This window comes from Streptomyces sp. T028, assembly GCF_048159505.1.
GTDB lineage: Bacteria > Actinomycetota > Actinomycetes > Streptomycetales > Streptomycetaceae > Streptomyces.
This window is the reverse complement of the sequence record NZ_JBLRVZ010000029.1, coordinates 117,091-139,505: the sequence shown is the minus strand read 5'-3', so window position 1 is coordinate 139,505 and position 22,415 is coordinate 117,091. Positions and strand designations below refer to the sequence as shown.

Genomic DNA, 22,415 nt, shown 5'->3' with positions numbered 1-22,415 from the left:
ACCAGCCCAAACGGGTCGTCGACCTGCACCCACGCCTGGTAGGAAGGGCAGATGGACCCTCGTGATCTCGACCCGTTGGAGCGGCTCCTCGCGGAACGCGCCTGCGAGCGGGTGATTCTGGAGTTCGTCCGCCGCCTCGACCTCGGTGCCCCGAGCACCGTGTGCGATCTCTTCACCCCCGACGGCGTCTGGGAATGGCCGCACGACTCCCGGCGCGTCGTGGGCCGCGAGGCCCTCCGCGCGTACTTCGGCTCCCGGCCCGCCGACCGCCTCTCCCGCCGTGTCTGCACCAACGTCCTGGTCACCGTCGACTCCCCCGACACCGCCACGGCCACCACCTACTTCGCGACGTACCGAGTCGACGGCCACACCGAGGGGACATTCGTCGCACCCCGCCTCCCGGCCAACATCGGCCACTACGAGGACACCTTCCGCAGGACCGGCGACACCTGGCTCCTCACCACCCGAACCCTCCACCTCGCCTTCGGCGGCCCGACGGAACGCCTCGCCCCCGTCAGCCGGCCTTCTTGAACCGCGATCCCGGGCCCGAGGGCTGACATCGATCACACAGGGTGCCCTCGTAGCGTTGCGAAAAGTTCCGGCGCGGTGTCAACCAAGGTCTCCCCTGGGGCGTACAGACCGTGAAACGTGATCACCAGCGGGGAGCCCCATGACCGTCGAGGAGTTCGAGGAGTTCTATGCGCGCTCCCGGCAGTCCCTGGTGGGGCAGCTCTATCTGATGACCGGCGATCTGCACGAGGCGCAGGACGTCGTGCAGGAGGCGTTCGTACGGGCCTGGGCCCGGCGGGCGCGGCTGGAGCGGGACGCGGGGCCGGAGGCATGGATCCGCACCGTCGCCTGGCGGCTCGCCGTCAGCCGGTGGCGCGGGCGCGGCAGGTCCCTGGAGGCCTGGCGGCGTCACGCGGGCGGGCAGCCGGACGGCGGCCCGGCCCCCGAGCCCGACACCGTCGCCCTGGTGGCGGCGTTGCGCCGGCTCTCCGAGCGGCAGCGCCGGATCGCCGTCCTGTTCTACGTCTGCGATCTCTCCGTGGAACAGGTCGCCGTCGAGGCCGGGATCTCCCCGGGGACGGTCAAGACGCATCTCTCCCGGGCCCGCGCCCATCTCGCCACGCACCTGTCCGATGCCGCGTACAAGGAGGACCACGGTGTCTGAGCCCACCGAGCCCCACGGCCGGCGACCGGACGACGCCCTCGCCACCGCCCTCAAACGGGCCGCCGACGTGCGCGGCCGGCTGGTGCCGGTGCCGGTCGCCCACATCAAGGTCCTGGGCACCCGCCGACGGCGCCGGATGCTGGCGACCGCCGTCGCGTGCGCGGTGGGCGTGCTGGGCACGGCCGGGGCCCTGACCGCCGTACGACTGCAGCCGGACCACCGGCCGGCCGCGCCGGTCGTCACGCCCATGCCGAGTCCCCCGCTCACGCCCTCGCCGTCACTCACCACGTCACCGTCCGCGTCCTCCTCCCTCGCACAGCCACCGGCGGGTTCCGGCGCCCCGGCGGACGGCGCCGCCCCGGGCGGAATCGGGGGCAGCGCGTCGTCGGCGTCGCCGTCCATCGAGCCCACGGCCTCGGCCGGGGAGGAATCCGGAGAGCCGACCGTCTCGGAGTCTCCGGACGACAGCACCTCCACCGGCCCGGTCGTGACGGCACACCCCTCGGACACCGTGGCGGAGTCCGCCGCCGCGATCGCCCCGGCCCCCGGCTCGTAAGGACGTCACCACCGTGCCCAAGGCTCCCCAGGACGCCCCACCCTCCCCCACGCCCGCCACGCCCGCCACACCCGCCGCGCCCTCGGAGCCCACGCCCTCCCTACCGGCGCCGGTCCCGCCTCCCCCGCGTGCCCCGGGCCCCGCCCCGTCCGGCCGCAGAGACCCGTACCTCGTGGCGATGGCGCTGTTCGCCACGTACGCGACGCTCTCCACCCTCCGCCACCGCCACCTGGGCACCCGCTCCTGGGACCTGGGCATCTTCGAGCAGGCGGTCCGCGCGTACGCGCAGCTGCGGGCGCCGGTCGTCGATCTGAAGGGGCCGGGATTCAACGTCCTCGGCGACCACTTCAGCCCGGTCACCGCTCTCCTCGCCCCCGCCTACCGTCTCTTCCCCACCCCCGTCACCCTGCTCGTCGCCCAGGCCGCCCTGTTCGCGCTCTCGGCGGTGCCGGTCACCCGGGCGGCCGCCCGGCTGCTGGGCCGTGGGCAGGGCCTCGCGCTGGGCATCGCGTACGGCCTGTCCTGGGGTCTCCAACAGGCCGTCGACTTCGACTTCCACGAGATCTGCTTCGCCGTCCCCCTGGTCGCCTTCAGCCTGGAGAACGTCCTGGCCCGCCGCTGGCGCCACGCGCTCCTGTGGTCGGCTCCCCTGATGCTGGTCAAGGAGGACCTGGGTCTGACGGTCGCGGCCATCGCCCTGGTCGTCGCCCTGCGCGCCCGCCGCCGACGCCCGCGCGTCGCCCTCTGCGCCCTCGGCCTCGCGGCACTGGGCGTCACGGCGACGCTCCTCACCCTCATGGTCGTCATCCCGGCCTTCAACTCGACCGGCGACTACGACTACTGGACCAAGGTCGGCGGCGGCTTCGCCCTCTTCGACGGCGCGGACACCAAGGTCCGCACCCTCCTGTGGCTGCTGATCCCGACCAGTGGGCTCCTGGCCCTGCGCTCACCCCTGTTCGTCGTCGCCCTGCCCACCCTCGGCTGGCGTTTCCTCTCCTCCGACAGCCACTACTGGGGCACCGTCTGGCACTACAGCGCGATCCTGATGCCGGTCGTCCTCCTCGCCCTCGCCGACGCGCTCCCCCGCGCGCGGACCAGTTCCCGGCCGTGGATGCGCTCGTACGCCCACCATCTGCCGACGGCCGTGGCCTCGGCCGCGCTGGCCCTGACGACCGCGCTCCCCCTCTCCGCGCTGACCGAGCCCGCCGCCTACGACGTCCCCGACCGCGTCGCCCGCGTCGAGCACCTCCTGGACCGGATCCCGGACGGCGCGACCGTCGAGGCCAACATCGGCCCCGCCACCCGGCTCACGTCCCGCTGCCGCGTCTTGTGGACCGGCAACACCGGGAACATCACCCCCGACTACATCGCCCTGAACAACTCCAGCCGCTGGATCAAGGACATCGAGGCGTACGCCCGACAGCTCCACCCGGACGCCGGGTACACGCTCCTCGACGCCGCCCACGGGTACGTCGTCCTCGAACGCCGCTCCTGAGCAGTGCGGGACGGCCTGCGCACAGACCGTCCCGCACGCCCAGGGGCTTCCTACGCGGCCCACCGCAGGCGGAGCGTCATGAGCTGGAACGGCCGCAGCCGTACGGCGATCCGCCCGCCCTCGACCCGAAGCGCCGGGGCGTCGGTGAGGGGCCGTTCCAGCAGGTCGGTGACGGTGGCGCCGGTGACGCCGAAGCCCGCGGTGAGCGTCGCCCGGGCGCGGGCGCCGTGCGCCTCGTGGAAGCGGACGATCACGTCCCCGCTGCCGTCGTCGGCCAGTTTCACGGCCGTGACCACGACCTGGTCACGGTCGACGCCGACAAGCGGGGCGACCGCCGCGGCACCGTCCAGGGTGCGGGCGGGCAGGTTGATGCGCCATCCCTCGCGTACGGCGTCGCCGATCGTCGCGCCCGGCACCAGGGCGTGCCGGAAGCGGTGGACGCCTTGGTCGGTCTCGGGGTCGGGGAAGCGCGGGGCGCGCAGCAGGGAGACCCGCAGGGTCGTCGTGGTGCCGCCGTCGGCGCCGGGTGCGTCGCGGACCGTGCGGGTCACATCGTGGCCGTACGTCGAGTCGTTGACGACGGCGACGCCCCAGCCCGGCTCCTCCAGGTGGACGAAGCGGTGGTTGCAGGCCTCGAACCGGGCCGCCTCCCAGCTGGTGTTGGTGTGCGTGGGCCGGTGGACGTGCCCGAACTGGGTCTCGGACGCGTACCGTTCGGCGTGCACGTCGAGCGGGAAGGCGAGCTTGAGGAACTTCTCCGTCTCGTGCCAGTCCACCTCCGTGTCGATCACCAGCCGCCGCTCCCCCGCCGGCAGCGACAGCACCTGGACGACACGCGACGCGCCGAAGGACCGTACGATCCGCACCGACACGCCGTCCTCACCCGCGGTGACCTCCTCGGCGTCGACGAGGTCGATGACCGTGTTGCGGTAGAACTCGTCGACGTCCCAGGCGTCCCACATGTTGGGGAAGTCGGGGTGGAGCTGGAGGAGGTTGGCCCTGCGGCCCGGGGCGATCGTCTCGCGGTCGGCCTCGATGTCGTAGACCGACACGACGAGTCCGCGGGCGTCGATCTCGACGCGCAGGAGCCCGTTGTCGAGGAGGTGTCCGCCGTCCGGGCGGGGAGTGAGGGTCGTACGGCCTTGTGGGGCGGGGGTGTTCGCGCCGCCGGCCTCGATGCCGTCGAGGGTGTGCGGGGTGGCGTTGAAGACGAGCGGGGTGGAGCCCTCGCCGGCCAGGGCCCGCTGGGCGGCCTCGGTGATCGCGGTCAGTTCGGCGGCCAGCCGGGCGTACGTCGCGCGCGCCTCGCGGTGGACCCAGGCGATGGAGGAGCCGGGCAGGATGTCGTGGAACTGGTGGAGCAGGACCGTCTTCCAGATGCGGTCCAACTCCTCGTAGGGGTACGGGAATCCGGTGCGCACGGCGGCGGTGGCCGCCCAGAGTTCCGCCTCGCGCAGAAGGTGTTCGCTGCGGCGGTTGCCCTGTTTGGTACCGGCCTGGCTGGTGAGGGTGGCGCGGTGCAGTTCGAGGTACAACTCGCCGACCCAGACCGGTGGTTCGGGGTGTTCGGCGTGGGCCTTGGTGAAGAAGGCGGCCGGGGTCTCCCAGGTCACGGTCGCGGAGCCTTCGAGGTCGCGCAGCCGGGCCGCCTTGGCGACCATCTCGCGGGTGGTGCCGCCTCCGCCGTCGCCCCAGCCGGTGGGGGCGAGGGAGTGGCGGGCGACACCCTTGTCCTTGAAGTTGCGGGCCGCGTGGGCGATCTCGCCGCCCTTCATGGAGCAGTTGTAGGTGTCGACCGGCGGGAAGTGCGTGAAGATACGGGTGCCGTCGATGCCCTCCCAACGGAAGGTGTGGTGGGGGAACTTGTTCGTCCGCGACCAGGAGATCTTCTGCGTCAGCAGGTACCTGGATCCCGCCGCCCTGATGATCTGCGGCAGTCCGGCGGCGAAGCCGAAGGTGTCGGGAAGCCATGCCTCGTCGTTCTCGATGCCGAACTCGTCGAGGAAGAACCGTTTGCCGTGCACGAACTGACGGGCCATCGCCTCCGAGCCCGGCATGTTGGTGTCCGACTCCACCCACATGCCGCCCGTCGGCACGAACCGCCCGTCCGCGACCGCCTTCTTCACCCGCGCCCACACCTCCGGCCGGTGTTCCTTCACCCAGGCCCACTGCTGGGCCTGCGACATGGCGAAGACGAACTCGGGCTCGTCGTCGAGCAGCGCCGTCATGTTGGACGTCGTACGGGCCACCTTGCGGACCGTCTCGCGCAGCGGCCACAGCCACGCCGAGTCGATGTGCGCGTGTCCGACGGCGCTGATGCGGTGGGCGGAGGGTGCGGCGGGTGCGGACAGGACATCCGTCAGGTGTGAACGGGCCTGCGCCGCAGTGCCGTTGACGTCCTGGAGGTCCACGGCGTCGAGCGCCCGCTCCACCGCCCGCAGGATGTCCCAGCGCCGCGCCGACTCCACGGGCAGCTCGGCCATCAGCTCGCCGAGCACCTCCAGGTCCAGGACCAGCTGCCACACCGTCTCGTCGAAGACGGCGAGGTCCATCCGGGCGAGGGTGTACTGGGATTCGTTGCCCGCGGTCTCCTTGTCGCCCAACCGCGTGGGCAGGAAGGGGTGGTAGTCGAGGATGACCGGGTTGGAGGCGGCCTCGATGTGCAGGCGCACCTCCTCACCGCCCTCGACGGGCGCGCCGATCCGCACCCACTGGTTGCGCGGGTTCAGCCCCTTCACCGGGGTGCCGTCGGGCCGGTAGACCAGGCCCTCGCACTGGAAGCCGGGCATGTTCTCGTCGAAACCGAGGTCGAGCAGCGCCTCGACGGTCCGGCCGGACCACTCCTGTGGAACCACCCCTGTCACACGGAACCAGCTCGTCCCCCAGGGAGCACCCCAGCGGGACCCCACCGCGATCGGTGCGGGCTCGGCCGCGAGCCCCTCGGCGACCGGCACCGGTTCGCCGGGCGCGTGCCACACGGCCACGTCCAGCGGCACGGACCGCGGGTACACGGCGGGACGGATGCGTTCGTCGAGGACGCGCCGGAGACGGGCTTCGACAAGGCTGCGGTCGTCATGCATACGGGGTGCTCCAAGGCTGGGTGACGGTTACCAGGTGTGGGACACGGTCACGGGGGCCGACGCTGTGTACAGCTCCCCTACGGCACACAGTTCGAACCGCGCCGCCTCCTCGCCCTGCTCCGGCGCGAGCCCCGTGAGGAAGAACGCCGTCTGGCAGGTGCCGCCGAGGAAGCGGCGGGTGCCGTCGGGCAGGAGACGGTGCAGGGTGTAGTGCCGTACGTCGTCCGGGGAGGCGTCCCAGGCCAGGCGCAGGTCGCCTCCGGAGGCGGCGGTGATCCGCAGGCCGGCCGGGGCGGCGGGGGTGGTGGCCTCGTCCCGTACGGCGAGCGCGCCGAGCCGCCAGCCGACGGGCCCCTCGGTCGCCGTGAGGCGGACGCCGAGGGCGTGCACGGTGCCGGTCAGACCGTCGAGCCGTACGGTCGAGGTCCGCCAGCCGTCGCCCGCCTCGACCGGCAGATAGGTGTACGGCGGTGTCGACCCCGGTGTGTCCGGGTCGGCGGTGGCCACGGCCAGCTCGACGGTCACGCTTCCCGCGTCGGTGCGGTGGGTCAGCTCGACCACCGTGGTGTCGGTGAGCGGAAGGCGTGTCGCGTAGAGGCCGACGGTCGCCGGTGCGTCCAGCGCGCCCGTGACCAGCACACTGCTGCCGCCGTGCCAGGCGTCGGCGAAGTCGAGGGCGACGGCCGGCCGGGTCCCCTGGGTGTACACCGCCCACTGCCGGGACGGGAGCCGGTCCTGGAGCCCGAGGTGGTTCCAGGGGGTGGCCGAGGTGACCTCCCCGTCCTCGTACCAGCGCAGTCCGTGCCCGGTGTTGAAGGTGCTCGCGAAGGGCACGCCGGTCACCGTGGAGCGGTCCGCGACCGACACTGCGGGCGCCCGCCAGGGGTCCGTGGCGTCCGGGCGGGACGGGTCGAGCGAACGGCCGGTCCAGAAGCGGTCGTCGGCCGCGTGGAAGTCGGCCGGGGCCCTGCCGGTCGAGGGGAGGTGGTTGCGGGTCCACTCGGGCCGGTAGAGACCCAGGGACGCGATGTGCGCCTTGGTGGTGGGCACGATCGCGTCCCAGTTGACGGACCGGTTCGAGCCGCTCGCCTCCACGTCCACGCCCGCCCACAACTCGTAGCGGCTGCGGCCGAGTTGGTCGGCGCGGGTCCCGGACGCGGCGAGGGTGCTCGCGGACCAGCGGAAGTCGACGAACATGTCGTCGGCGGTCTGGAAGAACGCCTGGTTCTGGGAGTTGAGGGCGCCCTGCCAGCTCACCGTGCCGTTCACGGTCATCGCGTCGTACCACGTCACCCGCTGCCCCTGGGCCGCCGCCAGGGTCTTCAGCTCGGTGAGGAAGCCGAGCATGTCGGTACCGAGGGCGGTGTTGCCGCCGCTCGTCTCGGCGTTGACGAACCAGCCGTCGAAGCCGTATGCGGCGGCGACCCCCACCAACTGGGCGGCGAGTGGGTAGTGCCCGTCGGTGTCCTTCTGGACGAGGTCGCGGGTCCACTGGAGCTGTCCGCCGTACGCGACGGGCGGCAGGAAGATGTTGCCGAGGACGGGGACGCCGTGCCGGTGGGCCGCGTCGACGATGGGCGCGTTCGGGGCGAGGATCAGGCCCTCACCGGCCGAGCCGCCCCAGAAGACCAGTTCGTCGATGTAGGCCCAGTGGGTGAACGCGTAGTAGTCCGCGGTGGCGGATCCCTGGGAGGGGTTGAGGGAGGTGGGGCCGAAGGAGACCAGGGACTGGATACGGGCCTGGCCCGAGCGGGCGGTGGTGTTGGCAGGGGTCGGGGTGAAGCGGGGTGCGAGCGGCACGGACGCGGCGTTGAAGGCGAGGTCGGAGTCGTCGGCAGCGGTCCAGCTCTTCAGGCTGTGCCAGGTGATGCCGGTGCCGGGGGTGCCCGAGGGCAGGGAGTCGGGGTACCAGTAGGCGGCGTAGGGCGGGGTCGCCGCGGCGGCGGCCCGCGCCGGGGTCACCGGCAGGGCGGGCAGGAAGGCTGCCGCGCCGGCGGCGAGCAGGACGGTGCGTCTGGTGGGGTTCACGAGCGGATGCCTCCTGAAAGTGCCTCTTCTGGAGTGACGACTTCGGTGATGCCGCGCGCGCCGAGGTGGTCCTTGTCGTCGGCGCGGGTGTCGAGGACGGTGGTGGGGCGGGCGCCGTCGGCGGTGAGCCGGAAGAAGGCGTCGAAGACCGTGCCGCCGGGGGCGCATGCGGAGCGGGCGGACGGGTCGGCGGGGATCACGAGCGCGGTCGTACGGGTCGCGGGGGTGTGCGGCGGTGCGGCCGCCGCCCGGGCGAGCACCCGGGCGCTGTCCTTCGGCCGACGGTCGTTGGTCAACAGGCCGAGCCCGTACTCCAGTTCGGGGAAGTCCGCCAGGGCCCGGGACACGTCGTGGGAGCACCACCAGGTGATGCCCCACAGATCGGGGCAGTCCAGGGCGTTCCGTACGGTCGCCTCGGTGAAGGCGGCGGCGTGCTCGGCCGGGACTAGGGGCGCGGGGGCGCCGACCTCCTGGAGCCAGACGGGGCGGTGCGGGTCCTCGGCCCAGGCCTTGCTCAGTTCGACGAGGTAGGCCGCGTGGTGCTCGGCGGGGACGGAGGCGCGCCCGTGGCGCTGGGCGGTGCCGTTGAAGACCCAGGAGTGCACGGCGGTGACGGCGCCGCGCCGGGCGGCCTGGGCCGGGATGAAGGGCTGGTCGTCCTGGTACCAGGTCGCGTCGTACTCGGCGTGCAGATGCAGTCGGCCGGGTGCGCCCTCCTCACAGGCGGCGAGCATGCGGGCCAGCCAGGCGTCGACCTGCTGCTCGGTCGCCCGGTCCGGGTCGGGGTGCGGCCCGGCCGAGAACTGGTTGATCTCGTTGCCGAGGGTCATGCCGAGGAAGTTCGGGCGGTCGGCGAGGGCGGCGGCGATCGTGCGCAGGTAGGCGGCCTGGCCGTCGAGCACCTCGGGGTCGGTGAAGAGGTTGCGGCGGTGCCAGGTGCGGGTCCAGGCCGGCAGGAAGTCGAAGCTGCTCAAGTGCCCTTGCAGTCCGTCCACGTTGACGTCGAGCGCGCGTTCCCCGGCCGCGTCGACGAGCTGCACGAGTTGCTCCACGGCCCGGGGGCGGATCAGGGTGCGGTTGGGCTGGAAGCAGGGCCAGAGCGGGAAGACGCGGATGTGGTCCAGGCCCAGCGCGGCGATCGAGTCGAGGTCGGCGCGTACGGAGTCGAGGTCGAAGTCCAGCCAGTGGTGGAACCACCCTTCACTCGGGGTGTAGTTGACGCCGAAACGCATGGCAGGGGGCATGCGGTCTCCTTGCGGGACGGTGGGTCAGCCCTTGACTGCGCCTTCGCCGACCCCGCGGAAGAAGTACCGCTGGAGGCAGGCGAACAGGGCGATGAGCGGGGCCACGGCGATCACGGTGCCGGCGGCGACCAGGCGTTCGTCGCCTGCGAAGGTGCCGTGCAGATAGTTGAGGCCGATGGTCAGGGTGAACCTGGACGGGTCGCTGAGCACGATGAGCGGCCACAGGAAGTCGTCCCAGGCCCCCATGAAGGCGAAGATCGCGACGACGGCGACGGTGCCCTTCACCGAGGGCAGCGCGATCCTGAGGAACCGCTGCCACACGTTCGCTCCGTCGACGAAGGCCGCCTCCTCGATCTCGTACGGCAGGTTGAGGAAGGCGTTGCGCATGAGCAGGACGTTCACCGCACCGACGCAGCCGGGCAGGACCACGCCCAACAGGGTGTTGTTGAGGCCGAGTTCCCGCATGGTGGTGAACTGGGCGATGATGATGCCCTCGACCGGGACGAGCATGGCGAGCACGAAGGTGAGCGTGGCCGCCCGGCGCCCCCGGTAGCGCAGCCGGGCGAGTGCGTAGCCGGCGAGCGCCGAACCGACGCAGTTGGTCAGGACGTTGGCGCCGGCGACCTTCAGTGAGTTGAACGCGTAGTCCCACACCGGGATGGTGTCGGCGACCCGCTCGTAGTTGTGGAGCGTCGGATCCCCGGGGAGGAAGCTCGGCGGCGAGCTGTAGATGTCCTCGGTGGGGCCCTTGAGCGAGGTCGACAGCTGCCACAGGAACGGGCCGACGGTCAGGGCGAGGACGGCCAGCAGCAGCACGTATCGCAGGGCCAGCTCCCATCCCCGTACGCGGCGGCCGTGCTCGTCGGTGACGCTCACCTCTCGTCCCTCCGGTCCGCGCGCAGTACGAGCAGCATCAGCACGACCGTCACGACGAAGACGACGACGGAGAGGGCGGAGGCGTAGCCGACGCGGCCGGTGAGGCCGGTGCCGGTGCGCTGGACCAGCATGACGAGGGTGGTGTCCTCCCCCGCCGGGCCGCCGCTCGGCCCCGCCATCAGATAGACCTCGGAGAACACCTTGAACGCGGCGACCGACGACAGCGCGGCGACCAGGACCATGGTGGAGCGGACGGCGGGCACGGTGACGGTCAGGAAGCGGCGCACCGCGCCCGCGCCGTCCACGGCCGCGGCCTCGTGCAGTTCACGCGGTACGCCGGCCAGCGCGGCCAGATAGATGATCATGTAGTAGCCGAGGCCCTTCCACACGGTGACCGCCATGGCGCTCAGCAGGAGCAGCCACTGGTCGCTGAGGAAGCCGACGTGACCGACGCCGACGATCTCCAGCAGCGAGTTGACCAGGCCGCGTTCGTCGAGCAGCCACACCCAGATCAGTCCGACCACGACGATCGAGGCGACGACCGGTGTGTAGAAGGCGGAGCGGAAGAAGGTGATGCCGGGGATGTTCTTCTGCACCAGGAGCGCGAGCAGCAGGGGCAGCACGACGAGGGCGGGGACCACTCCGAGGACGTAGAGCGCGCTGTTGCGCAGTCCGGTCCAGAACATGTCGTCGTGGAGCATCTCGCGGTAGTTGGCGAGGCCGACGAACCCGCCGGGGATGAGGGTGCGGCGGTCGGTGAAGGAGTTGGTCAGGGTGGACAGGAACGGGTAGAGCACGAAGACACCGGCGATCAGCAGGCCGGGGGCGGCGAACAGCCAGGGGCTGGTGGGCAGTTGGCTTCGGACGCGCGCGGGGGCGGCGGACATCCGGCTCAGCCCTGCTGCTTCAGCAGCGTGTCGCACTCCTTGACAGCGTTGTCGAGGGCTTCCTTGGGGCTCTCCTTGCCCTGCAGCGCCTTGGCGACCTCGTTGCGCAGCGCGGTCCTCATCTGCTCGCTGAACAGTACGGGCGTGTAATTGACGGCGTTCTTCAGGGACTTGGCGGCGGCGATCCGGACACGGGTCTCGTCGGTGCCGTCCTCCTTCGTGAAGTACGGGTCGTCCAGCGAACCGGCGGTGCTCGGGAAGATGGCGACCTGCTTCGCGAAGGACATCTGGTGCTCGGCGTCGGTGACGTAGTGCGCGAAGGCCACGGCGGCGGGCTTGCGCTTGCTCTGCGCGTTCACCATCACGCCCATCACGTACATGTTGACGTGGCCGGTGCTGGTGATCTGGTCGGTGATGCCGATGTTCTTGTACAAGCTCGGCGCCTGCTTCTTGAAGTTGCCGAGGTCGAGGGCGCTGCCGGGGTTCATGGCGACGGCCCCGGTGAGGAACTTCTTGCCGGAGGACTCGGGGGTGGCGGTCAGCGCCTGCGGGTCGAGGGCCTTCGCGTCGTACAACTCCTTGTACTTGGTGAGGAGTTCGACGCCCTTGGTGTCGTTGAAGGCGAAGCCGGTGCCGTCGTCGTTCATGAGGGGGACGCCGTAGCGGCCGAAGTCCTCGATGGTGGGCACGTTGGCGAGGGTGGCCACCTTGCCGTCGCTCTTCTGAGCCAGTTCCAGGGCGTCGGCGAAGAGTTCGTCGTACGTCGTCGGCGGCTGCTCGGGGTCGAGTCCGGCCTGCCGGAAGAGGGTCTTGTTGTAGAAGAGCGGCCCGGTGTTGAGGTACCAGGGGAAGGCGTACGTCCCGGTCATGCCCGGTATCCGGTGGCTGGCCCAGGCTCCGTCCAGGTACTCCTTCCTGTACGTCCCGGCGGCCTGGTCGAGGTCGAGGGCGAGACCGGCCTTGGCGAGCGGGGCGACGAGGTCGGGCGAGACGTTGACGACGTCGGGCAGGGTGCCGCCGGCCGCGTCCGCGCTGATCTTGTCGGCGTAGCCTTCGGCCGGCTGGTCGATCCACTTCACGTCGGTGCCGGGGTGTTCCTTCTCGAAGCCGGCGATCACGCCCTCGAAGTAGGACTTGAAATTGGCGCGCAGGTTCCAGGTCTGGAAGGTGATGTCGCCCTCGACCTTGCCCGAGGCGTCGGCCGGGTCGCCGCCGTCGCCTCCGGAGCCGCAGGCGCTCAGCGGCAGGACGACACAGGCGGTGGCGACGGCGAGGATTCTGCGGGGAATACGCACGGTGAAACGGCCTCCTTTGCCGTGGAGTTGGCCAACGACGCAGACCCTGCACGGCAGTTGACCGGCCCGTCAATGGAGTACACCCAGCTAATTTGTTTAGTTGCTTATGCGCTTTAGGATGTTTGAGCTGAACCGCATTAGTGCATACTGGCCGGAAAACGGCCGGAGATTTTTCCGGGGAATGGGGACCTCGTTGTCAGGCAGGCGGTCGCCGGCGCGCCGGCCCACCATGAAGGACATCGCGCAGCGCGCCGGTGTCTCCCAGAGCGCGGTGTCCTTCGCGCTCAACGGGCGTCCGGGGGTCTCGGAGGTGACCCGGGACCGGGTGCGGCGGGTCGCCGAGCAGCTCGGCTGGCGGCCCAGCACGGCGGCCCGCGCGCTGTCCGGGGAGGGGGCGGCCACGGTGGGCTTCGTGCTGGCCCGCCCGGCGGACACGCTGGGTGTGGACTCCTTCTTCCTCCAGCTGGTCTCGGGCATCCAGGAGGTGCTGGCGGAGCGCCATCTCGGGCTGCTGTTCCAGATCGCGCGGGATGTCCACGAGGAGTGCGCGGTGTACCGGCGCTGGTGGGCCGAGAACCGGGTGGACGGCGTTCTGGTCGTCGACCCGTGCACCGACGATCCCCGCCCCGCGCTCCTCGACGAACTCGGTCTGCCCGCGGTGGTGATCGGCGGCGCGCCCGACGAACGGCATCCCGGTCTGTCGACGGTGTGGGCGGACGACGCGGGGGCCATGGCGTCGGTGGTGGACGAGCTGTACGCGCTCGGCCACCGGCGGATCGTGCACATCGCCGGGCTGCCCGACCTCGCCCACACCCAGCGCCGGATCCGCACCCTGCGCGCCGAGGCGGGGCGGCGCGGGCTGACGGAGGTGCGGTCGGTGCCGACCGACTACTCGGACGCCGAGGGCGCGGCGGTCACCCGTTCGGTCCTCGGCGGCACCGCTCCCCCGACCGCGCTCATCTACGACAACGACGTGATGGCCGTCGCCGGGGTCGCGACCGCGGCCGAACTGGGCTTCGCCGTGCCGGCCGACGTGTCGGTGGTGTCCTGGGAGGACTCCGCCCTGTGCCGGATGGTCAAGCCCCGGCTGTCCGCGCTCTCCCGGGACAGCGTGGAGTTCGGACGCACGGCGGCACGAGAACTGGTCGCCCTGCTGGACGGGGGACCCGCGGGGACGGTGCGGGTGCCGGTCCCGGGGTTGATCGTGCGGGGCAGCACCGGCGTGCTGCGGGCGGCGGACGAGGCGACCGCGCCACCAAAGGAAGCGCGCGTCCATGCGGGTGGCAAACGCGATCGCGGCAAGCCGACTCCGGCCTGAGCGGCGTTGTACAGGACACCTCCTCCACCCGCTAGGGAAAGGCCGTTCCATGCGCCGTACCGCTCTGCTCGCCGTCGCCGCCCTCATCACCGCCGCCGCGACGGGATTCCTCGCCACAACGGCGATCCGCAGCCGCTGACCACCCCGCCACCACCGGGCTCGCCGCCCACATCGACACGGCGAGCCCGGAGCGTCACCCGAGGCGAGCGGCGGTGACGATCTCCGGGTTCGCCCTGCCGCACTTACGCAAGTTACTTGCGATTCTTGCGCTATTCTTGCGCGTATGGCACGACGACTTGCGGAAGTGGCGAAGAAGGTCGGAGTCAGTGAGGCCACGGTCAGCCGGGTGCTCAACGGTAGGACCGGCGTCTCGGAGGCCACCCGGCAGGCCGTGCTCTCCGCCCTCGACGTCCTCGGCTACGAACGGCCCACGCAGCTGCGGGGCGAACGCGCCCGGCTGGTGGGTCTGGTCCTGCCCGAGCTGCAGAACCCCATCTTCCCCGCCTTCGCCGAGGTCATCGGCGGGGCGCTGGCCCAGCTCGGGCTCACGCCGGTGCTGTGCACGCAGACGAGGGGCGGGGTCTCGGAGGCCGACTACGTCGAACTGCTGCTCCAACAGCAGGTGTCGGGCGTCGTCTTCGCCGGCGGGCTGTACGCGCAGGCCGACGCGCCCCACGACCACTACCGGCTGCTGGCCGACCGCAACATCCCGGTCGTACTGGTCAACGCGGCCATCGACCACCTGGGTTTCCCCGGGGTGTCCTGCGACGACGCGGTCGCCGTCGAGCAGGCCTGGCGCCATCTGACCTCCCTCGGGCACGAGCGCATCGGACTCGTCCTGGGCCCGGGCGACCATGTGCCGTCGGCGCGGAAGCTGGCGGCCGCCCGTGCGCTCGCCGGGGAGCTGCCCGAAGAGCACGTGGCCCGGGCCATGTTCTCCATCGAGGGCGGTCACGCGGCCGCCGTCCGGCTCATCGAGCGCGGGGTCACGGGCTTCATCTGCGCCAGCGACCCGATCGCGCTCGGCGTGGTGCGGGCCGCCCGGCGCAGGGGACTCGACGTGCCGTCGCGGATCTCGGTGGTGGGGTACGACGACTCCGCGCTGATGAACTGCACCGAACCGCCGCTCACCACCGTCCGCCAGCCCATCGAGGCCATGGGCCGGGCCGCCGTGGAACTGCTGGACGCCCAGATCGCGGGCCGCGCCGTGGCGGCCGACGAGCTGCTGTTCGAGCCGGAGTTGGTGGTCCGTGGCTCCACCGCACAAGCCCCTCGCCCCTGAGGTCCAAGTAAAAATCCGAGGGCCTGTCGAATAATTTCAGATTCTGCGCGACATCTTGCAGTCGGATGGTCGCGGTGCTTGAGTGTGCGACACCCACAGCTCCTGCCCAGAGGGGTCCGCGATGTCCAGCACAGGGTTCCGCCATGCCTTCCTCGCGATCGGTGTCTGTTCCTCCCTCGTCCTGACCGCCTCCGCCTGCGGCTCGGGCGACGAGTCGGGGAGCGGCAAGACCCGCATCACCGTCAACTGCGAGCCGCCCAGGAGCGCCAAGGTCGACCGGACGTTCTTCGAGGAGGACGTGGCCGCCTTCGAGAGGCAGAACCCCGACATCGATGTCGTCGCCCACGACGCCTTCCCCTGCCAGGACCCGAAGACCTTCGACGCCAAGCTCGCCGGCGGACAGATGGAGGACGTGTTCTACACGTACTTCACGGACGCCCGGCACGTCGTGGACATCGGCCAGGCCGCCGATCTGACGCCGTATCTGAAGGAGCTCAAGAGCTACGAGACCATCCAGCGGCAACTGCGGGACATCTACACCGTCGACGGCAAGGTCTACGGTATCCCGCGTACCGGATACTCCATGGGGTTGATCTACAACCGCGCCCTCTTCGAGAGGGCCGGTCTCGACCCCGACGAGCCGCCGGCCACCTGGGACGAGGTCCGCGCCGCCGCGAAGAAGATCGCCGCGCTCGGCGACGGCACGGTCGGCTACGCCGACTACAGCGCCCAGAACCAGGGCGGCTGGCACTTCACCGCCGAGCTGTACTCCCAGGGAGGAGACGTGGTGTCGGCCGACGGCAAGAAGGCGACCGTCGACACCCCCGAGGGCAGGGCCGTCCTGCGGAACCTGCACGACATGCGCTGGACGGACAACTCGATGGGCGGCAAGCAGCTGCTCGTCATCAACGACGTGCAGCAGATGATGGGTTCGGGCAAGCTCGGTATGTATCTCGCCGCCCCGGACAACATCCCGATCCTGGTCAAGGAGAAGGGCGGCGACTACAAGGACCTCGCGCTCGCCCCCATGCCCGGCGGCCAGGGCACGCTCGTCGGCGGCGACGGCTACATGGTCAACAAGAAGGCCACGCCCGCCCAGATCCGGGCCGGCCTGAAGTGGCTCGACGCCATGTTCCTCACCCCGGGCGACGGCTTCCTCGGCGACTACGCCCGCGCCAGGAAGAACGACGGACCGGTCGGCCTGCCCGAGCCGCGCCTGTTCACCGGCGCCGCCGATGCCAAGGACCAGCGGGTCAAGAAGGCCAACGCCAATGTGCCGGTGGAGAACTACCAGGCGTTCCTGGACGGCAACCAGAGCCTGGAGATGAGGATCGAGCCGCCGAACGCCCAGCAGATCTACTCGGTCCTCGACGGTGTCGTCTCCGCCGTCCTGACCAAGAAGGACGCGGACATCGACCAGTTGCTGAAGGACGCCTCCGGCAAGATCGACGGCATTCTGGCGCGGGGCTGACGGCCATGACGAAGACGGCTGCGCGGCGCCCCGCCCCTGCGGTCGGTGCCGTACGCCCCCTCCCGGCGCCGCCCCCGACGAGGGAACGGGGGCGGCGCCGCCTCCTCGACCAGCTCCACGCCTACGGCTTCCTGCTCGGCGGACTGCTCTGCTTCGCGCTGTTCTCCTGGTACCCGGCGATCCGCGCGGTCGTCATCGCGTTCCAGAAGTACACGCCGGGCTCGTCGCCCGAGTGGGTCGGCACCGCCAACTTCACCCGCGTCCTCGACGACCCCGAGTTCACGGCCGCCTGGCGCAACACCCTCGTCTTCACCCTGCTGGCGCTGGTCATCGGGTTCGCGATCCCCTTCGTGCTGGCCCTGGTACTCAACGAACTGCGGCACGCCAAGGCGTTCTTCCGGGTCGTGGTCTATCTGCCGGTGATGATCCCGCCGGTGGTCAGCGCCCTGCTGTGGAAGTGGTTCTACGACCCCGGCGCGGGCCTCGCCAACGAGACGCTGCGGTTCCTGCACCTGCCCACGTCCACCTGGTCCAACGGCACCGACACCGCCCTGGTCTCCCTGGTGATCGTGGCGACCTGGGCCAACATGGGCGGCACCGTCCTGATCTACCTTGCCGCCCTGCAGTCCATCCCCGGCGAGCTGTACGAGGCCGCCGAGCTGGACGGCGCGAACCTGCTCCAGCGGGTACGGCACGTCACGATCCCGCAGACCCGCTTCGTCGTCCTGATGCTGATGCTCCTTCAGATCATCGCCACCATGCAGGTGTTCACCGAACCGTTCGTCATCACCGGGGGCGGACCGGAGAACGCGACCGTCACCGTGCTCTACCTGATCTACAAGTACGCCTTCCTCTACAACGACTTCGGCGGCGCCTGCGCGCTGAGCGTGATGCTCCTCGTCCTGCTCGGTCTGTTCTCCGCCGTCTATCTGCGGCTGACCCGCTCCGGGGAGGACGGATGAGCACCCGCACCCTGGTCTCCCCGGCGACCCTGGCCCGCCCGCGCGGCAGAGCCGTGTACTGGACCGTGTTCACCGGTGTCGTCGTACTGTTCGCGCTCGCCTTCCTGTTCCCCGTGTACTGGATGGTCACCGGCGCGATGAAGTCCCCCGACGAGATCGCCCGCACCCCACCCACCCTCGTACCCGAGCGCTGGCGCCTCTCCGGCTACACCGACGCCTGGGAGCTGATGGAACTCCCCAAGCACCTGGGGAACACCGTGGTGCAGGCGGCCGGCGCCTGGGCGTTCCAGCTGGTGTTCTGCACGGCCGCCGCCTACGCCCTGTCCAGACTGCGCCCCGCGTTCGGCAAGGTGATCCTCGGCGGCATCCTGGCCACCCTGATGGTGCCGGCCCAGGCGCTGGTCGTACCGAAGTACCTGACCGTCGCCGACCTGCCGTTGATCCACACCAGCCTGCTCAACGACCCCCTCGGCATCTGGCTGCCGGCCGTCGCCAACGCCTTCAACCTCTATCTGCTCAAACGGTTCTTCGACCAGCTGCCCCGCGAGGTGCTGGAGGCCGCCGCGATCGACGGCGCCGGGAAGCTGCGCGTGCTGTGGTCCGTGGTGCTGCCCATGTCCCGGCCGGTGCTCGGCGTGGTGTCGATCTTCGCCCTGGTCGCGGTGTGGCAGGACTTCCTGTGGCCGCTGATGGTCTTCTCCGACACCGACAAGCAGCCGATCAGCGTGGCCCTCGTCCAGTTGTCGCAGAACATCCAGCTGACCGTGCTGATCGCCGCGATGGTGATCGCCAGCATCCCGATGGTCGCGCTGTTCCTCGTCTTCCAGCGGCACATCGTCGCCGGGATCAGCGCGGGCGGCACGAAGGGCTGAAGCCTTCTCTCACGTCTCGCCCTCCTCCCCCCGACAGAAAGGCAGGCACCGTGGGACAGCCCACCCATGCCCGAAACACCGGCTGGTGGCGCTCCGCCGTCATCTACCAGGTCTACGTCCGCAGCTTCGCCGACGGCGACGGCGACGGCACGGGCGACCTCGCCGGCGTCCGCGCCAGGCTGCCGTATCTCGCCGAACTCGGCGTGGACGCACTGTGGTTCAACCCCTGGTACCTGTCGCCGATGAAGGACGGCGGCTACGACGTCGCCGACTACCGGGCGATCGACCCGGCCTTCGGCACGCTCGCGGAGGCGGAGAAGCTCATCGCGGAGGCGCGGGAGCTGGGCATCCTGACCATCGTCGACATCGTGCCCAACCATGTCTCCGACCAGCACCCCTGGTTTCGCGCGGCCCTGGCCGGCGGCCCCGAACGCGAGCTGTTCCACTTCCGCCGGGGCCGCGGTGAACTCCCGCCCAACGCCTGGCGGTCGCAGTTCGGCGGACCGGCCTGGACCCGCGTCGAGGACGGCGACTGGTATCTGCACCTGTTCGCCCCGGAACAACCCGACCTCAACTGGGCCCACCCCGCGGTCCGTCAGGAGCACGAGGACATCCTGCGCTTCTGGTGGGAGCGGGGGGTCGCGGGGGTCCGCGTCGACTCCGCCGCCCTCCTGGTCAAGGACCCGCTCCTGCCGGACTTCACCGAGGGCCGCGACCCGCATCCGTACGTCGACCGGGACGAACTCCACGACGTCTACCGCTCCTGGCGTGCCGTCGCCGACGAGTACGGCGGGATCTTCGTGGGCGAGGTCTGGCTCCCCGACACCGAACGCTTCGCCCGCTATCTGCGCCCCGACGAACTGCACACCGCGTTCAACTTCGCCTTCATGGCCTGCCCCTGGGACGCGCGGCGGCTGCGCGCGTCCATCGACGGGACGCTGGCCGCGCACGCCCCCGTGGGCGCCCCCGCCACCTGGGTGCTGTGCAACCACGACGTCACCCGGACCGTCACCCGCTACGGGCGCACCGACACCGGATTCGACTTCGCCGCCAAGGCCTTCGGCACGCCGACCGACCTCGCCCTCGGGACCCGGCGCGCCCGGGCGGCGGCCCTGCTGTCGCTCGCCCTGCCGGGAGCCGTCTACGTCTACCAGGGAGAGGAGCTCGGCCTGCCCGAGGCGGACGTGCCCCGCGACCGTATCGAGGACCCGATGCACTTCCGCTCCGGCGGCATGGACCCCGGTCGGGACGGCTGCCGGGTGCCGCTGCCCTGGACTTCGGAGGCGCCCCACGCGGGCTTCGGTTCGCTGGAGGAGCCCTGGCTGCCGCAGCCCGCGGGCTGGTCGGCGTACGCGGTCGACCGGCAGCGCGACGATCCGGACTCGATGCTCGCCCTGTACCGCGCGGCGATCGCCGCCCGGCCGGTCTTCGGCGACGGACCGCTCACCTGGCTGCCCTCTCCCGACGGCGTCCTCGCCTTCGCCCGGGCGGAGGGGGTGATCTGCGTGGTGAACCTCGCGGCCACGCCCACCGAACTGCCGGCGCGGCACGAACTCCTGCTCAGCAGCGGCCCGTTGGACGACCGCGGCCGTCTCCCCCAGGACACGGCGGCCTGGCTGAGGGCCTGAGCCGCCGCGCCTGCCCCGCTGTCCCCGCACCCCCACCACGAAGGGATCAGCACATGCACAGGAGCAGTTTCAGACAGATCGGGCGTATGCCGGCCATCGGTGCGGCCGTCGCCGTCGCCGCGGGCATGCTCGTCGCCGTCGCCCCGGCCGCCCACGCGGCGGCGGGCGCGAGTCTCCCCTTCACGTCCGTCGAGGCCGAGTCCGCCACCACCACCGGCACGAGGATCGGCCCGGACCACACCCAGGGCACCCTCGCCTCCGAGGCGTCCGGGCGGCAGGCCGTACGGCTCACCGCCGGCCGGCGTGTGGAGTTCACCGTGCCGCGCGCGGCCAACGCCGTGAACGTGGCCTACAGCGTCCCGGACGGCCAGTCGGGCACGCTCGACGTGTACGTCAACGGCACCAGGCTCACCGAGACGCTTGCCGTGACCTCGAAGTACTCGTACATCGACACCAGTTGGATCCCCGGCGCGAAGCAGCATCACTTCTTCGACAACGCGCGGCTGCTGCTGGGGCAGAACGTGCAGGCCGGTGACAAGGTCGCGTTCCAGGCGACGGGCACCCAAGTCACCGTGGACGTGGCGGACTTCGAGCAGGTCGACGCGGCTACCGGTCAGCCCGCGGGCTCGGTGTCGGTCGTCTCCAAGGGCGCCGACCCCAGCGGCAACGGCGACTCCACCCAGGCGTTCCGTGACGCGATCGCCGCCGCCCAGGGCGGGGTGGTGTGGATCCCGCCGGGCGACTACCGGCTGACCTCCTCGCTCAGCGGCATCCAGAACGTCACCCTCCAAGGGGCGGGGAGCTGGCACTCGGTCGTGCACACCTCACGCTTCATCGACCAGTCCAGTTCCTCCGGCAACGTCCGCATCAAGGACTTCGCGGTGATCGGCGAGGTCACCGAGCGGGTCGACTCCAACCCGGACAACTTCGTCAACGGGTCACTGGGTCCCAGGAGTTCGGTCTCCGGGATGTGGCTCCAGCATCTGAAGGTCGGCCTGTGGCTGATGGGGAACAACGACAACCTGGTCGTCGAGAACAACCGCATCCTCGACACCACCGCCGACGGCCTCAACCTCAACGGCAACGCGCGCGGGGTCCGCGTCCGCGACAACTTCCTGCGCAACCAGGGCGACGACGCCCTCGCCATGTGGTCGTTGTACTCCCCGGACACGAACTCCAGCTTTGAGAACAACACCATCTCGCAGCCCAACCTCGCCAACGGCATAGCGATCTACGGCGGCACGGACATCGCCGTACGGAACAACCTGATCTCCGACACCAACGCCCTCGGCAGCGGCATCGCGATCTCCAACCAGAAGTTCCTCGACCCGTTCTTCCCGCTCGCCGGCACCATCACGGTCGACGGCAACACCCTGGTGCGCGCCGGCGCGATGAACCCCAACTGGAACCATCCGATGGGGGCGCTGCGCGTGGACTCGTACGACAGCGCGATCAACGCGACGGTGAACATCACCGACACGACGGTCACCGACAGCCCCTACAGCGCCTTCGAGTTCGTCTCCGGCGGCGGGCAGGGCTACCCGGTCCGCAACGTGACCGTGGCCGGGGCGACCGTGCGGAACACCGGAACCGTGGTGGTCCAGGCCGAGGCGCAGGGCGCGGCCACGTTCCGCGATGTGACGGCGACGGATGTCGGTGCCGCCGGTGTCTACAACTGCCCCTACCCGGCGAGTTCGGGCGCCTTCGCGCTGAGCGACGGCGGGGGCAACTCCGGCTGGAGCAGCACCTGGTCGGACTGCTCGACCTGGCCGCAGCCCGGCCAGGGCAACCCCGAACCCGATCCGAACCGCAACCTCGCCCAGGGGCGCCCGGCGACCGCCACCGGCTCGCAGGACGTCTACACGCCCGGAAAGGCGGTCGACGGTGACGCGAGCAGCTACTGGGAGTCGGCCAACAACGCCTTCCCGCAGTCCTGGACGGTCGACCTGGGCGCGTCCTACGCGGTGCGCAGGCTGGTGCTGAAGCTGCCGCCCTCGACCGCCTGGGGTGCCCGTACCCAGACGATCACCGTGCTGGGCAGCTCCGACGGCTCGACGTACTCGACCGTCGTCGGGTCCGCCGACCACCGCTTCGACCCGGCGACCGGGAACACCGCGACCGTCGCCCTTCCGGCGAGTGCGAACCTGCGCTATCTGCGGCTGTCCGTGAGCGCCAACACCGGCTGGCCGGCGGGGCAGTTCAGTGAGGTGGAGGCGTATCTGACGCCGTGACGCCCCCCGGGGGCCC

At 70.9% G+C, this 22,415-nt stretch carries 17 protein-coding genes; 11 read left to right on the top strand and 6 right to left on the bottom strand.

Annotated features, from left to right (window positions below):
* The first annotated feature begins 51 nt into the window (after window positions 1-51).
* From ACLZN2_RS27380 to ACLZN2_RS27365, 4 genes are all read left to right on the top strand, one after another.
* Window positions 52-531, top strand: coding sequence for a nuclear transport factor 2 family protein (locus ACLZN2_RS27380; RefSeq protein ID WP_416981810.1), 480 nt, complete (start codon window positions 52-54; stop codon window positions 529-531).
* Between the two features lie 139 nt (window positions 532-670).
* Window positions 671-1,174: a SigE family RNA polymerase sigma factor gene (locus ACLZN2_RS27375; RefSeq protein WP_416981809.1), complete on the top strand. Its 504-nt coding sequence runs from the start codon at window positions 671-673 to the stop codon at window positions 1,172-1,174.
* Window positions 1,167-1,730, top strand: coding sequence for a hypothetical protein (locus ACLZN2_RS27370; RefSeq protein ID WP_416981808.1), 564 nt, complete (start codon window positions 1,167-1,169; stop codon window positions 1,728-1,730). Before ACLZN2_RS27375 ends, ACLZN2_RS27370 begins: the two co-directional genes overlap by 8 nt.
* 178 nt (window positions 1,731-1,908) lie before the next feature.
* Window positions 1,909-3,225: a DUF2079 domain-containing protein gene (locus ACLZN2_RS27365; protein ID WP_416981807.1), complete on the top strand. Its 1,317-nt coding sequence runs from the start codon at window positions 1,909-1,911 to the stop codon at window positions 3,223-3,225.
* Window positions 3,226-3,275: 50 nt separating this feature from the next.
* On the opposite strand, the gene ACLZN2_RS27360 is transcribed toward ACLZN2_RS27365, so the two are convergent.
* From ACLZN2_RS27360 to ACLZN2_RS27335, 6 genes are read right to left on the bottom strand one after another with little or no spacing between them, the layout of a single operon-like run.
* On the bottom strand, window positions 3,276-6,305 hold the full coding sequence (locus tag ACLZN2_RS27360; protein ID WP_416981805.1) for an alpha-mannosidase: 3,030 nt from the start codon (window positions 6,303-6,305) through the stop codon (window positions 3,276-3,278).
* A 27-nt stretch (window positions 6,306-6,332) separates the two neighbouring features.
* Window positions 6,333-8,333 carry an endo-beta-N-acetylglucosaminidase gene (locus ACLZN2_RS27355; RefSeq protein WP_416981804.1) on the bottom strand — a complete coding sequence of 667 codons (2,001 nt, stop codon included), beginning with the start codon at window positions 8,331-8,333 and terminating at the stop codon, window positions 6,333-6,335.
* The gene (locus ACLZN2_RS27350) at window positions 8,330-9,565 is read right to left on the bottom strand and encodes a glycoside hydrolase 5 family protein (protein WP_416981929.1); all 1,236 of its coding nucleotides are present in this window, start codon (window positions 9,563-9,565) and stop codon (window positions 8,330-8,332) included. Before ACLZN2_RS27350 ends, ACLZN2_RS27355 begins: the two co-directional genes overlap by 4 nt.
* A 36-nt stretch (window positions 9,566-9,601) precedes the next feature.
* Entirely contained in the window at window positions 9,602-10,453 is an 852-nt protein-coding gene (locus tag ACLZN2_RS27345; protein ID WP_416981802.1) for a carbohydrate ABC transporter permease, read from the bottom strand.
* Window positions 10,450-11,340, bottom strand: coding sequence for a carbohydrate ABC transporter permease (locus tag ACLZN2_RS27340; protein WP_416981800.1), 891 nt, complete (start codon window positions 11,338-11,340; stop codon window positions 10,450-10,452). Before ACLZN2_RS27340 ends, ACLZN2_RS27345 begins: the two co-directional genes overlap by 4 nt.
* 5 nt (window positions 11,341-11,345) lie before the next feature.
* The gene (locus tag ACLZN2_RS27335; RefSeq protein WP_416981798.1) at window positions 11,346-12,635 is read right to left on the bottom strand and encodes an ABC transporter substrate-binding protein; all 1,290 of its coding nucleotides are present in this window, start codon (window positions 12,633-12,635) and stop codon (window positions 11,346-11,348) included.
* Window positions 12,636-12,864: 229 nt separating this feature from the next.
* Between ACLZN2_RS27335 and ACLZN2_RS27330 the strand changes: the two genes are divergently transcribed.
* From ACLZN2_RS27330 to ACLZN2_RS27300, 7 genes are all read left to right on the top strand, one after another.
* A complete protein-coding gene (locus ACLZN2_RS27330) occupies window positions 12,865-13,953 on the top strand; it encodes a LacI family DNA-binding transcriptional regulator (RefSeq protein ID WP_416981797.1) in 1,089 nt (362 codons plus the stop codon).
* 283 nt (window positions 13,954-14,236) lie between these two features.
* A complete protein-coding gene (locus ACLZN2_RS27325) occupies window positions 14,237-15,235 on the top strand; it encodes a LacI family DNA-binding transcriptional regulator (protein WP_416981795.1) in 999 nt (332 codons plus the stop codon).
* A gap of 121 nt (window positions 15,236-15,356) precedes the next feature.
* Entirely contained in the window at window positions 15,357-16,706 is a 1,350-nt protein-coding gene (locus ACLZN2_RS27320; protein ID WP_416981793.1) for an ABC transporter substrate-binding protein, read from the top strand.
* 5 nt (window positions 16,707-16,711) lie between these two features.
* Window positions 16,712-17,668 carry a carbohydrate ABC transporter permease gene (locus ACLZN2_RS27315; protein WP_416981792.1) on the top strand — a complete coding sequence of 319 codons (957 nt, stop codon included), beginning with the start codon at window positions 16,712-16,714 and terminating at the stop codon, window positions 17,666-17,668.
* Window positions 17,665-18,540 (top strand): carbohydrate ABC transporter permease, encoded by an 876-nt coding sequence (locus ACLZN2_RS27310; protein WP_416981791.1) that lies wholly within the window; start codon window positions 17,665-17,667, stop codon window positions 18,538-18,540. The genes ACLZN2_RS27315 and ACLZN2_RS27310 overlap by 4 nt, the downstream gene beginning before the upstream one ends.
* Before the next feature lie 50 nt (window positions 18,541-18,590).
* Window positions 18,591-20,168, top strand: coding sequence for an alpha-amylase family glycosyl hydrolase (locus ACLZN2_RS27305; protein ID WP_416981789.1), 1,578 nt, complete (start codon window positions 18,591-18,593; stop codon window positions 20,166-20,168).
* Window positions 20,169-20,254: 86 nt separating this feature from the next.
* Window positions 20,255-22,399 (top strand): discoidin domain-containing protein, encoded by a 2,145-nt coding sequence (locus tag ACLZN2_RS27300; protein WP_416981788.1) that lies wholly within the window; start codon window positions 20,255-20,257, stop codon window positions 22,397-22,399.
* Window positions 22,400-22,415 lie beyond the last annotated feature (16 nt).

Coding starts and splice junctions, on each gene's coding strand:
- ACLZN2_RS27350 (WP_416981929.1), bottom strand. CDS start 9,565: ATGCGTTTCGGCGTCAACTACACCCCGAGTGAAGGGTGGTTCCACCAC.
- ACLZN2_RS27375 (WP_416981809.1), top strand. CDS start 671: ATGACCGTCGAGGAGTTCGAGGAGTTCTATGCGCGCTCCCGGCAGTCC.
- ACLZN2_RS27320 (WP_416981793.1), top strand. CDS start 15,357: ATGTCCAGCACAGGGTTCCGCCATGCCTTCCTCGCGATCGGTGTCTGT.
- ACLZN2_RS27300 (WP_416981788.1), top strand. CDS start 20,255: ATGCCGGCCATCGGTGCGGCCGTCGCCGTCGCCGCGGGCATGCTCGTC.
- ACLZN2_RS27315 (WP_416981792.1), top strand. CDS start 16,712: ATGACGAAGACGGCTGCGCGGCGCCCCGCCCCTGCGGTCGGTGCCGTA.
- ACLZN2_RS27360 (WP_416981805.1), bottom strand. CDS start 6,305: ATGCATGACGACCGCAGCCTTGTCGAAGCCCGTCTCCGGCGCGTCCTC.
- ACLZN2_RS27380 (WP_416981810.1), top strand. CDS start 52: ATGGACCCTCGTGATCTCGACCCGTTGGAGCGGCTCCTCGCGGAACGC.
- ACLZN2_RS27330 (WP_416981797.1), top strand. CDS start 12,865: ATGAAGGACATCGCGCAGCGCGCCGGTGTCTCCCAGAGCGCGGTGTCC.
- ACLZN2_RS27325 (WP_416981795.1), top strand. CDS start 14,237: ATGGCACGACGACTTGCGGAAGTGGCGAAGAAGGTCGGAGTCAGTGAG.
- ACLZN2_RS27340 (WP_416981800.1), bottom strand. CDS start 11,340: ATGTCCGCCGCCCCCGCGCGCGTCCGAAGCCAACTGCCCACCAGCCCC.
- ACLZN2_RS27310 (WP_416981791.1), top strand. CDS start 17,665: ATGAGCACCCGCACCCTGGTCTCCCCGGCGACCCTGGCCCGCCCGCGC.
- ACLZN2_RS27365 (WP_416981807.1), top strand. CDS start 1,909: ATGGCGCTGTTCGCCACGTACGCGACGCTCTCCACCCTCCGCCACCGC.